The 14,390-nt window shown below is 68.8% G+C and carries 13 protein-coding genes; 6 read left to right on the top strand and 7 right to left on the bottom strand.

Annotated elements, in window-relative coordinates; translation table 11 throughout:
- Positions 1-112: 112 nt before the first annotated feature.
- The 3 genes from ABS361_14755 to ABS361_14745 form a co-directional block, all read right to left on the bottom strand.
- The gene (locus ABS361_14755; GenBank protein ID XBY43347.1) at positions 113-895 is read right to left on the bottom strand and encodes an ATP-binding cassette domain-containing protein; all 783 of its coding nucleotides are present in this window, start codon (positions 893-895) and stop codon (positions 113-115) included.
- Positions 895-1,956 (bottom strand): ABC transporter permease, encoded by a 1,062-nt coding sequence (locus tag ABS361_14750; GenBank protein XBY43346.1) that lies wholly within the window; start codon positions 1,954-1,956, stop codon positions 895-897. The genes ABS361_14755 and ABS361_14750 overlap by 1 nt, the downstream gene beginning before the upstream one ends.
- Positions 1,957-2,067: 111 nt before the next feature.
- Positions 2,068-3,102 carry a sugar ABC transporter substrate-binding protein gene (locus tag ABS361_14745; GenBank protein XBY43345.1) on the bottom strand — a complete coding sequence of 345 codons (1,035 nt, stop codon included), beginning with the start codon at positions 3,100-3,102 and terminating at the stop codon, positions 2,068-2,070.
- A gap of 272 nt (positions 3,103-3,374) precedes the next feature.
- On the opposite strand from ABS361_14745, the gene ABS361_14740 reads away from it, so the two are divergent.
- The 6 genes from ABS361_14740 (at position 3,375) to ABS361_14715 (ending at position 10,684) form a co-directional block, all read left to right on the top strand.
- Positions 3,375-4,604, top strand: coding sequence for an ROK family transcriptional regulator (locus tag ABS361_14740; GenBank protein ID XBY43344.1), 1,230 nt, complete (start codon positions 3,375-3,377; stop codon positions 4,602-4,604).
- Positions 4,604-5,047, top strand: coding sequence for an RbsD/FucU domain-containing protein (locus ABS361_14735; protein ID XBY43343.1), 444 nt, complete (start codon positions 4,604-4,606; stop codon positions 5,045-5,047). Before ABS361_14740 ends, ABS361_14735 begins: the two co-directional genes overlap by 1 nt.
- A 267-nt stretch (positions 5,048-5,314) precedes the next feature.
- The gene (locus ABS361_14730; GenBank protein ID XBY43342.1) at positions 5,315-6,322 is read left to right on the top strand and encodes a carbohydrate kinase; all 1,008 of its coding nucleotides are present in this window, start codon (positions 5,315-5,317) and stop codon (positions 6,320-6,322) included.
- A gap of 40 nt (positions 6,323-6,362) precedes the next feature.
- The gene (gene zwf / locus ABS361_14725) at positions 6,363-7,841 is read left to right on the top strand and encodes a glucose-6-phosphate dehydrogenase (GenBank protein XBY43341.1); all 1,479 of its coding nucleotides are present in this window, start codon (positions 6,363-6,365) and stop codon (positions 7,839-7,841) included.
- Positions 7,842-7,968: 127 nt separating this feature from the next.
- Complete coding sequence (gene edd, locus ABS361_14720; protein XBY43340.1) at positions 7,969-9,783, top strand: phosphogluconate dehydratase; 1,815 nt, start codon at positions 7,969-7,971, stop codon at positions 9,781-9,783.
- Between the two features lie 25 nt (positions 9,784-9,808).
- Positions 9,809-10,684, top strand: a complete 876-nt coding sequence (locus tag ABS361_14715; protein ID XBY43339.1) for an SMP-30/gluconolactonase/LRE family protein — start codon at positions 9,809-9,811, stop codon at positions 10,682-10,684.
- A gap of 52 nt (positions 10,685-10,736) precedes the next feature.
- Here ABS361_14715 and ABS361_14710 read toward each other — a convergent pair whose 3' ends face one another.
- From ABS361_14710 to ABS361_14695, 4 genes are all read right to left on the bottom strand, one after another.
- The gene (locus tag ABS361_14710) at positions 10,737-11,027 is read right to left on the bottom strand and encodes a calcineurin-like phosphoesterase C-terminal domain-containing protein (GenBank protein XBY43338.1); all 291 of its coding nucleotides are present in this window, start codon (positions 11,025-11,027) and stop codon (positions 10,737-10,739) included.
- On the bottom strand, positions 10,952-12,415 hold the full coding sequence (locus ABS361_14705; GenBank protein XBY43337.1) for a calcineurin-like phosphoesterase C-terminal domain-containing protein: 1,464 nt from the start codon (positions 12,413-12,415) through the stop codon (positions 10,952-10,954). The genes ABS361_14710 and ABS361_14705 overlap by 76 nt, the downstream gene beginning before the upstream one ends.
- A 126-nt stretch (positions 12,416-12,541) precedes the next feature.
- Positions 12,542-12,907 (bottom strand): hypothetical protein, encoded by a 366-nt coding sequence (locus tag ABS361_14700; protein XBY43336.1) that lies wholly within the window; start codon positions 12,905-12,907, stop codon positions 12,542-12,544.
- Positions 12,908-13,053: 146 nt separating this feature from the next.
- Positions 13,054-14,298: a CmpA/NrtA family ABC transporter substrate-binding protein gene (locus ABS361_14695; protein XBY43335.1), complete on the bottom strand. Its 1,245-nt coding sequence runs from the start codon at positions 14,296-14,298 to the stop codon at positions 13,054-13,056.
- Positions 14,299-14,390: the final 92 nt, after the last annotated feature.

Below are 14,390 nucleotides of genomic sequence, written 5' to 3'. Positions count from 1 at the left end.
CCTCACCCGGACCATGTCCCCGCCCCCCGGAGAACTGATATTAATGACCAGTTAAACAGGGGACGGGAAAATAGGAAAGAAGAATCGCGATGGTTGTGACGAGCCGCCGGCGTCAGGCCGCCAGCGCCTCGCTCGGCGGCGCCAGGGCGCCCGTCATCATGGCGACGGCGTCCGACATCGAGATCTTCTTCGGGTCGACGATGCAGAGCCGCTTGCCGAGCCGATGGATGTGGATCCGGTCGGCCAGTTCGAACACATGCGGCATGTTGTGGCTGATCAGCACGATCGGCAGCCCGCGCCGCTTGACGTCCTGGATCAGTTCGAGCACGCGCCGGCTCTCCTTGACGCCGAGCGCGGCCGTCGGCTCGTCGAGGATCACGACGCGCGAGCCGAACGCCGCGGCGCGTGCCACGGCGACGCCCTGGCGCTGGCCGCCCGACAGCGTCTCGACCGCCTGATCGATGTTCTGGATCGTCATCAGGCCGAGCTCGTTGAGCTTGTCGCGGGCGAACTTGCGCATGGCCGGACGATCGAGCATGCGCAGGTACTGTCCGAGCGGACCCGGCTTCCTCAGTTCGCGGCCGAGGAACATGTTGTCGACGATCGACAGCGCCGGCGACAGCGCGAGGTTCTGGTAGACGGTCTCGATGCCGGCACCGCGCGCCTCGAGCGGCGAGGCGAACTTCACCGGCTGGCCGTCGAGCTCGATGACGCCCTCGTCCGGCGTCATCGCGCCGGACAGCGCGCGGATCAGCGACGACTTGCCGGCGCCGTTGTCGCCGATCACGGCGAGGATCTCGCCGGGCATCAGGTCGAAGTCGCAATGGTCGAGGGCGGTCACGCGGCCGTAGCGCTTGACGAGACCGCGGGCGGAGAGGATCGGGGTCGCAGTCATCACGCGCTCACCTTTCTGATCCACTGATCGACGGCCACCGCCGAGATGATCAGGACACCGGTCAGGAACACTTTCCACTGCGGGTCGGCGCCGAGCATGTTGAGGCCCATCGACACGACGCCGACGATCAACGTGCCGAACAGCGTGCCGAGGATCGAGCCGCGCCCGCCGAACAGCGAGATGCCGCCGATCACCGCGGCCGTAATGGCCTGCAGGTTGTAGTCGGTCACCGCGGCCGAGGGCGAGATCGAGCCGTTGCGGCCGATCGAGACCCAGGCGGCGAAGGCGGCGATCAGGCCGGCCAGCGCATAGACCGATACGAGCATGCGATTGACCCGGACGCCCGACAGTTCGGCCGCGTTCGGGTCGTCGCCGACCGCGTAGAGATGCCGGCCCCAGGCGGTCTGGTGCAGCACGTACCAGAGCGTCAGGATCAGCACGACCATGCCGAGGACGCCGAGTGTCAGCACCGCCGATCCGACCTTGAAGCTGGTGCCGAACACGTGCAGCCACGGCGTGGCGGCGGCGATGTCGGCCTCGCGCAGCGTGTTGTTGGCGGAATAGATGAAGTTCGTCGCCATGACGATATTCCAGGTGCCGAGCGTCACGATGAACGGCGGCAGCTTCATGTAGGCGACGAGCACGCCGTTGAGCGCGCCGCAGAAGGCGCCGACCCCGAGGCCGATCGCGATCGCCAGCGGCGCCGGCAGGCCGTAGGTCAGCACGCAATTGCCCATGATCACCGACGAGATGACCATGATCACGCCGATCGACAGGTCGATGCCGGCGGTCAGGATCACCAGCGTCTGCGCGGCGCCGAGAATGCCGACCACGGCGATCTGCTGCAAGATCAGCGTCAGCGTGTAGGACGAGAAGAAGCGTTCGCCCTTGAGGAGGCCAAACACCGCGATCGCGACGACCAGCACGATCAGCGGGATCGCCGACGGCGTCGAATGCAGGAAATGCTGGATGCGCCGGAGCGGCGAGCGGTGCGTCTCGAAGGAGGCGACGGTCTTGTCGCTCTTCTCGATCACCTTCTCGAATTCTTGCGCCTGGCTCATGGATGGTCCTCCCGGGCGGGGCCGATTGCACGGCCTTCTCGTCTCCGGCGCAGCATGAGACTGCGCCGGAGGAGATGCAACGTACCGTTCAGGCGGTGCGGTGGTGCCGGATCAGCCCCAGCACTTGGCGAGGCCGGTCTTGACGTCGATCGACTCGACGCCCTTCGCCGGCTTATCGGTCACGAGGTTCACGCCCGTGTCGAAGAAGGTCTTGCCCGGGGTCGGCTCCGGCTTGACCTTGCTGTCGGCCCACTTCTTGATCGCCTCGATGCCGAGCGAGGCCATCAGCAGCGGATACTGCTGCGAGGTGGCGCCGATCTGGCCCGCCTGCACGGCCTTCACGCCCGGGCAGCCGCCGTCGACCGACACGATCAGCACGTCCTTTTCCTTGCCGACGGCCTTGAGCGCCTGATAGGCGCCGACCGCTGCCGGCTCGTTGATCGTGTGGATGACGTTGATGTCCGGATCCTTCTGGAGGAGGTTCTCCATAGCCTTGCGGCCGCCCTCCTCGTTGCCGTTGGTCACGTCGTGACCGACGATGCGCGGATCGGTCTCGTCGCCGATCTTGTTCGGATCCTTCGGGTCGATGCCGAAGCCGATCATGAAGCCCTGGTCGCGCAGCACGTCGACGGTCGGCTGCGACGGCGTCAGGTCGAGGAAGCCGACCTTGGCCGACTTCGCCTTGTCACCGAGGGTGGCCGCGGCCCACTGGCCGATCAGCTTGCCGGCGAGCAGGTTGTCGGTGGCGAAGGTGGCGTCGGCGGAATTGGCCGGATCGAGGGGCGTGTCGAGCGCGATGACGAGCAGGCCAGCGTCACGCGCCTTCTTGACCGACGGGACGATGCCCTTGGTGTCCGAGGCGGTGATCAGGATGCCCTTGGCGCCGTCGGCGATGCAGCTCTCGATCGCGGCGACCTGGCTCTCGCTGTCGCCGTCGATCTTGCCGGCATAGGCCTTGAGCTCGACGCCGAGTTCCTTGGCCTTGGCGGTCGCGCCTTCCTTCATCTTGACGAAGAAGGGATTGGTGTCGGTCTTGGTGATCAGGCAGGCGCTCACGCCGGCGGCGTTGGCCGAGCCGGCGCCGAGAACGACGAGCGCGGCAGCGCCGAGAAGCGCGCCACGGAGCGCGTTGGTCGCGGAAATCATCGAATTCCTCCCTGGATATGGCGGGCTTCTCGCCTCTTGGAAGAGCATTTCGAGAGCCCTTCTCGTGTCGTCGGTCGCGGGTTGCGCCACCTTCGATCGCATCTAGGGGTGCCACGGCCCCTCGTGCCTGTCAATAAATAAATCCATCTGATTTACTATTGACCCAAGGGGTAACCCGGATCATGCTCCTTGAGAGATCGACCGATCCGCCGGCCACCCGCTAAGTTCGCGGACGAGGTCGAGAACGGGTGGCGAGGGAGGAAGTCGGACCCATGAGCATGGCGAGCGGCCCGTCCGGCGAGGGACGGTTCCGACCGGGCGATCCCGTCCGTGGCACCAGTCAGAGCGGCGTGCGCCTCTACAACGAGCGGCTGGTCCTGTCGCTGGTCAGGCGGCACCGTGCGCTGCCGAAGGCCGAGCTGGCCCGCCTGACCGGCCTGTCGCCGCAGACCGCGACCGTGATCGTCAACCAGCTCGAGGCCGACGGGCTCCTGCGCAAGGAAGAACCGATGCGCGGCCGGGTCGGCCAGCCGTCGGTGCCGTTCTCGCTCAATCCGGAAGGCGCCTATGCCTACGGCCTCAAGGTCGGCCGCCGGTCGGCCGATCTCGTGCTGGTCGGCTTCGACGGCAAGCTCGTCCAGCGCGCCCACACGACCTATGCTTATCCATTGCCCGAGCGCCTGATCGCCTTCGCCCGCGACAGCGTCGCGCGCATGGATGCGACCCTGACCGAGGCCCAGCTCGACCGCGTCGTCGGCCTCGGCATCGGCACCCCGCACGAGCTCTGGAACTGGGCTTACGAAGTCGGCAGTCCGCCCGGCGCGCTGGAGGTCTGGCGCCGCACCGACCTGCGCGCCGATCTCGCCGAGACGCTCGGCCGGCCCGTCTACGTCTGCAACGATGCGACGGCGGCTTGCGCGGCCGAACTCGTGTTCGGCGAGCACGGCGGCGTGCTCGATTTCCTCTATCTGTTCATCGGCTCCTTTGCCGGCGGCGGTCTCGTTCTCAACGGCACGCTGGTGCCGGGCCGCGCCGGCAATGCCGCCGCGCTCGGCTCGATGCCGGTGCCCGACGGCGCCGGCGGCGTCCAGCAGCTGATCCGCACCGCCTCGCTCTACAAGCTCGAGGAGCGCCTGACCGCCGCCGGCCGGACGACCGGCTGGCTCTGGGAGGATCCGGACGCCTGGGAGGAGGCCGAGGCCGAACTCGAGGCCTGGATCGCCGAGGCCGCGCAGAGCCTCGCCTTCACGGTGACGGCCGCGACTGCCGTGCTCGACGTCCAGGCCGTGGTCCTCGACGGCGCCTTCCCGGCGCGCGTGCGCGACCGACTCGTCGAGGCCGTCGCCGCCGCGCTCGACCGCTTCGATCGCCAGGGCCTGTCGCCGGTCTCGGTGCTGCCCGGCTCGATCGGCGCCCGTGCCCGCGAGATCGGCGCCGGCTGCCTGCCGCTTCTGGCCAATTTCGCGGTCGATCGCGAAGTGCTGTTCAAGGAGACACCCTGATGTTGAAGGGGATCGACCCCGTCCTCGGCCCCGATCTCTTGTCGGTCCTGCGGGCCATGGGTCACGGCGACGAGATCGCCATCGTCGACGGCAACTACCCGGCCGACGCCCATGCGAGCCGGCTGGTCCGCGCCGATGGGCTCGACGCGGTGCGGATCGCCGACGCGATCCTCTCGGTCATGCCGCTCGACGATTTCGTCGACCATGCCGCCTTCCGGCCCGGCATTCGCGGCGCGCCGGACCGGCGCGAGCCGATCTTTGACGACTTCGAGGCCGTCGTCGCCCGCCGCGAACCGGGCTTCGGCGTCGAGCCGTTGCACGGCGATGCCTTCTATGACCGCGTGCGCGGCGCCTATGCGATCGTGGCCACGACCGAGCGCCGTCTCTATGGCAATCTGATCCTGCGCAAGGGCGTCGTCCGGCCCGACGAGGCGATCCGATAAGCCGCCTCGCCGAGAAGCCGGGGCCGCGCGTGGCGCCCGGACGGTGGCGGACACGTGAGGTGATCGGATCCGACGACACCTGATATCCTGGCGACGTACCAGGAGCGACGGCGCGCCCGCGCTGTCGCTCTTGACGGAGCGCGATGATCGTGGTTTCTGCAATCACAGTCGCGCTTGAAAGAAATTGCGAATTCTTGAGGTGCGCGGGCCTCGCACCGAGGAACCGCCCAATGCCCCGCGACAGAACGGGGCCAGCGGAGGACGACGATGATTCTGGCGGCCGGCGAAGCACTGTTCGACATGATCGGCACCCCGGTCGGGGCCGGTCAGGCGTTCCTGCCCGTCTACGGCGGTTCGCCGCTCAACGTCGCGCTCGGCCTGTCGCGGCTCGGCCGCTCGGTCGCCTATCTGACCAAGCTCTCGACCGATTATTTCGGCGAGGCGCTGCACGATTTCATGGTCCGCGAGGGCATCGACACCCGCTTCGTCGTCCGCGCGCCCGGCGCGCAGACGACGCTTGCCTTCGTCGCCTTCGACGGTGCCGGCCATCCGGCCTATTCCTTCTACGCCGCCGGCGCCGCCGATCGCTCGATGACCGAGGCGGATCTGCCGGCCGCGCTCGATCCGGCGATCAAGGCGGTGCATTTCGGCTCGATCTCGCTCGCGCTGGAGCCGACCGCGACCACGCTGTTCTCGTTCCTGAAGCAGGTCTCGGCGAGCCGGGTCGTCGCGCTCGATCCCAACGTACGCGCCTCGATCATCGCCGACCGGACGCTCTGGCTCGAGCGCTTCGCCACCATGCGCGCCCATGCCGATATCGTGAAGGCGAGCGCCGAGGACGTCGCCTGGATCGAGGGCGACGATGCCGACGCCGAGGAGGTCGCGCGCCGCTGGTCGACCGAAGGCCCGGCGGTCGCCTTCGTGACCGACGGCGGCCGCGGCGTCGCCGTCGCGGTCGACGGCGAGAGCGTGTTCGTGCCGTCGTTCGCAGTTGAAGTCACCGACACGGTCGGCGCCGGCGACACGTTCCAGGCCGCCGTGCTGACCCGCCTCGACGAGATGGGCCTTTTGTCCAAGGAGCGCATCCGCAAGGTGACGCTTCGAGACCATGAGCCACATCGCCCGTTTCGGCACCGCCGCCGCCGCCATCACCTGCACCCGCCTCGGCGCCGACCTGCCGCGCCGCGACGAGGTCGCCGCCTTTCTCGACGAACATCACGAGGGCGGCTCGAGCTGAGCGGCCCTTTCCCGATCGCATCCGGTCGCCGGGCCTGACGTCCTGGGCGACCGACCGGCCCCCGAACCGGAGGTACGCATGGTCAGTCGCATCATCTCGGTCGAGACCTTCGATTTCGTCGCCTTCGGCGGAACCGGCGATCTCGTCCGGCGCAAGCTGCTGCCGGCGCTGTTCCAGCGCGACGTGGTCGGCCAGATCGAGGGCCCGACCCGCATCATCGGCGTCGCCCGCGCCCACATGACGCGCGAGGAATACCGCGCCTTCGCCCGCACCGCGATCGAGGCGCATGTCAAGGAGGCCGAGCGCGATCCGCAGGCGCTCGAGCACTTCCTCGACCGGCTCGACTATGTCGCGGTCGATGCGCTCGGCGACAGCGGCTGGGCCGACCTCGGCAAGCTCCTGAACCTCGAGCCGGACCGCATCCGCGTCTTCTATCTGGCGACGAGCCCCGATCTGTTCGGCGGCATCTGCCAGCGGCTCGGCGCCGCGGGCCTCGTCACCGACAAGGCCCGCGTCGTGGTCGAGAAGCCGGTCGGCAAGAACCTGAAGTCGGCCAACGTCGTCAACAAGGCGGTCGGCGCGGTCTTCCCCGAGCAGTCGATCTTCCGCATCGACCACTATCTCGGCAAGGAGACGGTGCAGAACCTGATGGCGCTGCGTTTCGCCAATGCGCTGTTCGAGCCGATCTGGAACGCCGCCCATATCGACCATGTGCAGATCACGGTCGCGGAGTCGCTCGGCGTCGAAGGCCGCGGCGGCTACTACGACACGGCCGGCGCGCTGCGCGACATGGTTCAAAATCACATTCTGCAGTTGCTCTGTCTGGTCGCCATGGAGCCGCCGTCGAGCCTCGACGCCAATTCGGTGCGCGACGAGAAGCTCAAGGTGCTGAAGGCACTGAAGCCGATCGACGAGTCCAACGTCGATCATCTGACCGTGCGCGGCCAGTACACGGCCGGCGCCTCGGAGGGCGGTCCGGCCGCCGGCTACCTGGAGGAGATCGGCAAGCCCGAGAGCCGGACGGAAACCTTCGTCGCGCTCAAGGCCGAGATCGGCAACTGGCGCTGGGCCGGCACGCCGTTCTACCTGCGCTCCGGCAAGCGGCTGGCGCAGCGCTGCTCGGAAATCGTGATCTCGTTCCGGCCGATCCCGTTCTCGATCTTCGGCGACGGCGCCGGCCCGATCGCGCGCAACGAGCTGGTCATCCGCCTGCAGCCCGACGAGGGCGTCAAGCTGCACCTGATGATCAAGGATCCCGGCCCCGGCGGCATGCGCCTGCGCCGCGTGCCGCTCGACATGAGTTTTGCGGAGGCCTTCGCGGTCCGGAACCCCGATGCCTACGAGCGCCTGATCATGGACGTCGTGCGCGGCAACCAGACCCTGTTCATGCGCCGCGACGAGGTCGAGCAGGCCTGGCGCTGGATCGACCCGATCCTGGAGGCCTGGGCGCAGGCCCCCGACGGGCCGAAGGCCTATCGGTCCGGTACCTGGGGACCGTCGGCCGCCATCGCCCTGATCGAACGCGACGGCCGCACCTGGCACGAGGACGGCGCCTGATCTCCCGCCTCCGGGGCCGCCCCCCGGAGGCGGCTTTTGCTTCCAGTCTCAAAGACCGCGCGTCGCCGAGGCCCGCGCGGAACGCGGCCGTAACCCCGCAACGGCCGCCAGCCACGAGGAGTTCGCGATGACCATCCACGCCCGCATCGGCGAAGTCACCGAGCGTATCGTCGAGCGCAGCCGCGACACGCGCGCCCGCTACCTCGACCACATCCGCGCCGCCGCCGAGAAGAAGCCGACCCGCAACAAGCTCGGCTGCGCCAATCTCGCGCACGGTTTCGCGGCCTGCGGTCCGCACGACAAGGACGCGCTCAAGGCCGGCGAGGTGCCGAACGTCGGCATCGTCACCGCCTACAACGACATGCTGTCGGCGCATCAGCCCTATGAGCGCTTCCCCGACCTGATCCGCGCCGCCGCGCGCGAGTCCGGCGCGGTGGCGCAGGTCGCCGGCGGCGTGCCGGCCATGTGCGACGGCGTCACCCAGGGCGAGGCCGGCATGGAACTGTCGCTGTTCTCGCGCGACGTGATCGCGATGGGAACGGCGGTCGCGCTGTCGCACCAGATGTTCGACGCCGCGCTCTATCTCGGCATTTGCGACAAGATCGTGCCGGGCCTCGTGATCGGCGCCCTGTCCTTCGGCCATCTGCCGGGCGTGTTCGTGCCCGCGGGTCCGATGCCGAGCGGTATCTCCAACGACGAGAAGGCGCGCGTCCGCCAGGCCTATGCCGAGGGCAAGGTCGGCCGCGCGGAACTGCTCGAATCCGAGAGCAAGTCCTACCATTCGCCCGGCACCTGCACCTTCTACGGCACCGCGAACTCCAACCAGATGTTGATGGAGATCATGGGGCTTCATCTGCCGGGCGCGAGTTTCGTCAACCCGAACACGCCGCTGCGCGACGCGCTGACCAGGGCCGCCGTCAAGCGCAGCCTCGAGATCACCGCTTCGGGCAACGGCTATACGCCGGTCGGCGAGATCCTCGACGAGCGCGCCTTCGTCAACGGCGTGATCGGCCTGCACGCAACCGGCGGCTCGACCAACCACACGCTCCACCTCGTCGCGATGGCCCGCACGGCCGGCATCCGGCTCACCTGGCACGACTTCTCGGACCTCGCCGAGGTCGTGCCGCTGCTCGCCCGCGTCTATCCGAACGGCTCGGCCGACGTGAACCATTTCCACGCCGCCGGCGGCATGCAGTATCTGATCCGCGAGCTGCTGTCGGAAGGCCTGCTGCACGAGGACGTGCGCACCGTCGCGGGCACCGGCCTCTCGGGCTACACCGCCGAGCCGAAGCTTGGCGAGGACGGTTCCGTGACCTGGGTCGACGGCCCGACCGAGAGCGCCGACACCAACGTGGTGCGTGGCGTCGCCAACCCGTTCCAGGCGACCGGCGGCCTGCGCGTGCTGACCGGCAATCTGGGTCGCTCGGTGATCAAGACCTCGGCCGTGAAGCCGGATCGCCAGATCGTCGAGGCGCCGGCGCGCGTGTTCCACAGCCAGGAGGGCCTGCAAAAGGCCTTCAAGGCCGGCGAACTGACCGGCGACTTCGTGGCCGTGATCCGCTTCCAGGGTCCGAAGGCGAATGGCATGCCGGAGCTGCACAAGCTGACCCCGCCGCTCGGCGTGCTGCAGGACCGGGGCCAGCGCGTGGCGCTGGTCACCGACGGCCGCATGTCCGGGGCCTCGGGCAAGGTGCCGGCCGCCATCCATGTGACGCCGGAAGCCGCCGATGGTGGGCCGATCGCGCGCGTGCGGGACGGTGATATCGTGCGTCTGGACGCGGTCGCCGGCACGCTGGAAGTGCTGGTCGACGCGGCCGAATTCGCGGCGCGCGAACCGGTGGTCGCCGATCTCTCGGCGAACGGCTGGGGCGTCGGCCGCGACCTGTTCGCCAACTTCCGCCGTGTGGTCGGCCCGGCCGACGAGGGCGCCTCGGCGCTCTGAGCCGGGCCGCAACGGGAGACCGATGATGACCGGCACCGCCCGCATCCTGCTCGACATCCGCGCCCGGGTCGGCGAGAGCCCGCTCTGGGATCCGGCGCGCGAGCGGCTGTTCTTCGTCGATATCGAGCGTGCCGAGATCCACGCGGTCGCCGCCGACGGCACGCAGCACCGGCACTGGACCTTGCCCGATCGGCCGACCGCGCTCGGCCTCGCCGAAACCGGCCTGGTCGTCGCCTGCGCGAAGGGCATCCATCTCTGGAGCCCCGAGACCGGCGCCTTCGATCTCCTCTGCCGTGTCGAGGAAGGGATCGACACGAACCGCCTCAACGACGGCAAGGTCGGCCCCGACGGCTGCTTCTGGGTCGGCTCGATGCACGAGCGACCCGAGCGCCTGCCGACGGCCGCGCTCTGGCGCATCACGCCCGAGGGTCGCGCCGAGAAGAAGCTCGACGGCATCAAGGTCTCGAACGGCCTCGCTTGGACGCCGGATGGGCGCACGATGTTCCATTCGGACACGCGCGGCCCCTGGATCGATCGGTGGGACTTCGACCCCCTGACCGGCGCGATGACCAATCGCACGCGCATCGCCACGCTCGACGACGCGACCGGCCGGCCGGACGGCGCCACCTGCGATCGCGACGGCTTCTATTGGAGCGCCGGCGTCACCGCGGGGCGGCTGAACCGCTTCCGCGCCGATGGCGGATTGGTCGGCTCGGTCGACCTGCCGGTCGCCGCCCCGACCATGGCCTGTTTCGGCGGCGAGGACTTCGCCACCCTCTTCGTCACCAGCCTGACCGATGGCGTCTCGCCCGAGCGGATCGCCGCGAAGCCTGCGACCGGCGCGGTGGTCGCGATCGAGACCGGCGCGCGCGGCGTCGCGCCCTACGTGTTCGCGGCCTGAGCCGGCGCTCCAGCGCCGGTCCGGGGCGAGGGGGAGCGCGTCGACGGCGCCTTCAGCCGAGGACTTCGAGCACCATCGAATCGACAGCCGTCCGGCCGTATTCGTCGGTCGCGCGCACGGTGACGCGATGGGTCCCGGCCGGCAGGTTGCGCGGCAGTGGCAGTTCCCAGAGGTGCGAGGCGTTCGCCGGCTTCACCCACGGCTTCTTGGTCGCCTCGTTGCGGGCGTAGAGCTCGACCACGAACGGATCCTTGCGCTCGACCTTCTTCATCGGCGCGAAGCCGCCCTTGCCGAATGCGACCTCGATCGCGCTCTTCGGCCCGCCGTCGAACAGGTTGACCACCAGCCGCGCCGCTCGAGCGCGGCGCGCTCGATCGGACCGCGCAGCAGCGCGCCGACGGCATACGCCTTCATCACCTCGTGACTGCCGGCATGCACCTGCGTTTCGAGCATGATGCGCATGTGCCCGCCGGCGCGCTCGTGCGCGGGCACGAGCGTCACGGTGAAGCGGTCGCCGTCGATCGACAGGAGCTTGAAGCCGTTCGGTGCGCCGTCGCTCTGCACCGCGACCGGGATGCCGCGCTCGTCGATCGGGCCGCTCCACCAGCTGCCCGACACCGCGCTCATGACGTGGTGGTGGTGCTCGCCTGCCGCGTAGCCGTCGGCGGCGCCGAAGTACCAATGCTCGTTCGTATGCGTGTGGCCGGAGAAGCTGACCGTGCGCGGGTGGCTCGAGATCGCCTCGAAGAACGCCTTGTTATCGGTGTTCGCGGTGCCCGGCTCGCTGCCCTGCAGCGTCTTCAGCGGAATGTGGAAGGAGAACACGACGAGCGCGTCCTTCGGCACGTGCGCGAGCACATTGCGCACGAAGGCGAGCTGCCGCTCGCCGAACCGGCCGCGATATTTGCCCGCGCCGGTCGCCTTCGCCGGATCGGTGCCGAGATAATCGACGTTGTCGAGCAGGAAGAAGGTCACGCCGGCATACTGGAACGCCGCATGGCGGCTGCCGAACACCTGCTTGTAGGTCTCGCGCGACAGGAGATTGTCGACGGCCTCGTAGTTGATGTCGTGATTGCCAGGGCAATTGTACCAGGGCAGCCCGATCGTGCCGATGATCTTGTTGTACCGGCCGTAATACGACAGGTCGTCGAACATGATGTCGCCGTGCGTGATGCCGAAAGCGGCATCGATGCCGGTGGTGCGCGAGACGACGTCGTCGCGCACGAAGGCGACTTCCGCGAGGCTTTCCGGCTGCGGATCGGTGAACAGGATCGCGTTGAAGCGCCTGGCCTCGTCCTGGCGCTTCAGAGGGAAGTCGATGGTCTGCGGCAGCGCTCCGGTCGGTGCGACGCCGGCGAAACGGTAGCGCTCCGGATCCGGCGTGCCCTCGGGCGCATGGATATGGGCGTAGCGCGGCAGGTTCGTCTCGGGATCGACCGGCGTCATGAACCCGGTCGGCTTGATCACGAAGATCGACTCCCCCGCCGCGATCTGCAGCGACCAGCGCCCCTGCGCGTCGGTCTTAACGACATCGACGCCGTTCGAGACCAGAACGTCCGCGAGGCCGGGATTGGCCGGTCCGGGCTTGCCGGAGCCGTCCTTGTCTTCGAAGACCGTGCCCTGCGCCTGGGTCGCTTCGGCGGCGAACACCCGGCCGCCGGAGAGCGACAGCCCGAGCGCGGCGGCACCGACGAGCGCGTCGCGGCGGGTGAGATCGAGGGACATCGTCATCGCCTTGCCTCCTTGAGGTCGCCGCGCGGGCGGCACCGAAGCGGTCGGCGGACGTCTATCCGCCCGAACTGGCGCGGTTATGAAGCTTCCGGGAATTTGCGATGAACGTCCCGAGGGTCGCGCGGCTCACTTCTTCGCGTAGGACGAGATCAGCTGCCGATAGGTCTGCGCCCACTGGCCGTTCTTGGCGCAGAGCTTGTCCCAGCCCTCGGCCTGCATCTCGGCCTCGACCTTGAGGTAGAACGCCTCCGCCTTGTCCTCGTCGAGCGACAGGGTCGCGATGATCTGGTTCATCGCCTTGCCGACCGCGTTGGCCTCGCGGGTCGGCAGCGCGAACTCGCAGACCTCGGCGCTGAGTGCGATCCGGTAGAGGCTCTTCAGCGATTCCTCGGCCGGGTCGGAGGCGCGCGCCGGCGCGGTGGCAAAGACGGCGGTGGCGCAAATGGCGGCGGCGGTCGCAAGGGCGAACGGGAGAGCGGCGTGGAAACGCATGAGACCAATCTCGATGTCGCGGGTCTGGCTGTCGAAAGAACGCCCGACGATCGATACCGGACGCATGTCAACGCGCGGTTAACCATGACCGGCCGGAGCGATCAACCGATGCGACCGCGCGGCGGATAACGCAGCGTCGGGTGTGATCAAAATGTTTCGTCCGGCCGCGCGGAGCGGCGGATCGCGAAGCCGGCGACGTAAGTCCCCGGATCGGCGAGATCGAGCACCGGGCCGTCGAACAACTGCGGCGGGCGTTCGGCCGGCGCGGGCGGAGCATCCGCGCCGAGTGCGGCATCGAAATAGGCGGGATCGAAGGCCCGGCGCGCCGCCTCATAGGCCGCATCGGGATCGGCGACCTGGCCCCAGCGCACCATCTGGCTCGCGAACCACATGCCGTCTGCGATGCGGGGCCGGTTCGAGCCGTCGAAGGCGAAATCCATGTAGTGCGGGATCGGCGTCGCCGGCTGCCCGAGCCGGGTCACGAGCCGGCTGGTGATGCCGCGCAGGATGATCTCGGCCTCGACGCCGATGATCTCGGCGCGCGCCAGGATCGCCGCGAGTTCGGTCATATGATCGGGATCCGCGCACCAGGCCGCCGCACGGGCGAGTGCGCGGATCAGCGCGGCCAGCTTCTCGGGTGAACGCTGCGCGAAATGCTCGCGCACGCCGAGCACCTTCTCGGGACTGTGCGGCCAGACCGCCTGCTTGGTCGCGACGATCCGGCCGACGCCGGCCTCGACCGCGAGGCTCGGCCACGGCGCGCCGACCGAGAACACCTCGATATTGCCGCTCGTCAGCGCATCGACCATCAGCGGCGGCGGCACGACGACGAGGCGGATGTCACGGTCGGGATCGAGGCCGGCCGCGGCGAGCCAGTAGCGCATCTCGTAGTTATGCGCCGAGAACGGATAGACGGTAGCGACGGTCAACGGCGGCCGGCCCTCGGTGGCCCGGCGGGCGACGACCGTCGCGATCGCACGCGCGGTCGAGGCCGGTTCGAACACGTCGACGGTCTCGCCGGTCGCCAGCATCTCCTCGTGCAGCCCGATCCCGACCGTGACCGCGTTGCCGCCCTCGTTGAGCACGAAGGGCGCCAGCATCGGCGTCTTCCAATGGCCGAGGCCGAGCCGGCCGGCGATCGGCATCGGCCCGAGCATATGCGCGGCGTCGAAATGGCCGAGCGCGACCCGGTCGCGGATATTGGCCCAGGAGGTCTCGCGCACCAGATCGAGCGCCAGGCCCTCGGCCGCGGCGAAGCCCTTCACATGCGCGGCGATGATCGGCGCGCAGTCGGCGAGCGGGATGAAGCCGATCCGCAGCACGGGCAACCCGTCCGTCGCCGCGGTGCGGGCGAGGAGGTCGCGGGCCGGATCGGTGTCTTCGGAAAACAAGGGTGTCTGTCTCCTGATGAGGCGCTGGAGCGGCATGCCGCTCCAGCCGACTTGTAAACGCAAGCCTGTTCCGATCGGCGTGAATCACGCCG

It is taken from the genome of Ancalomicrobiaceae bacterium S20 (genome assembly GCA_040269895.1).
GTDB classification, from domain to species: domain Bacteria; phylum Pseudomonadota; class Alphaproteobacteria; order Rhizobiales; family Ancalomicrobiaceae; genus Methyloraptor; species Methyloraptor flagellatus.
This window is presented reverse-complemented; position numbering and strand designations above follow the sequence as displayed.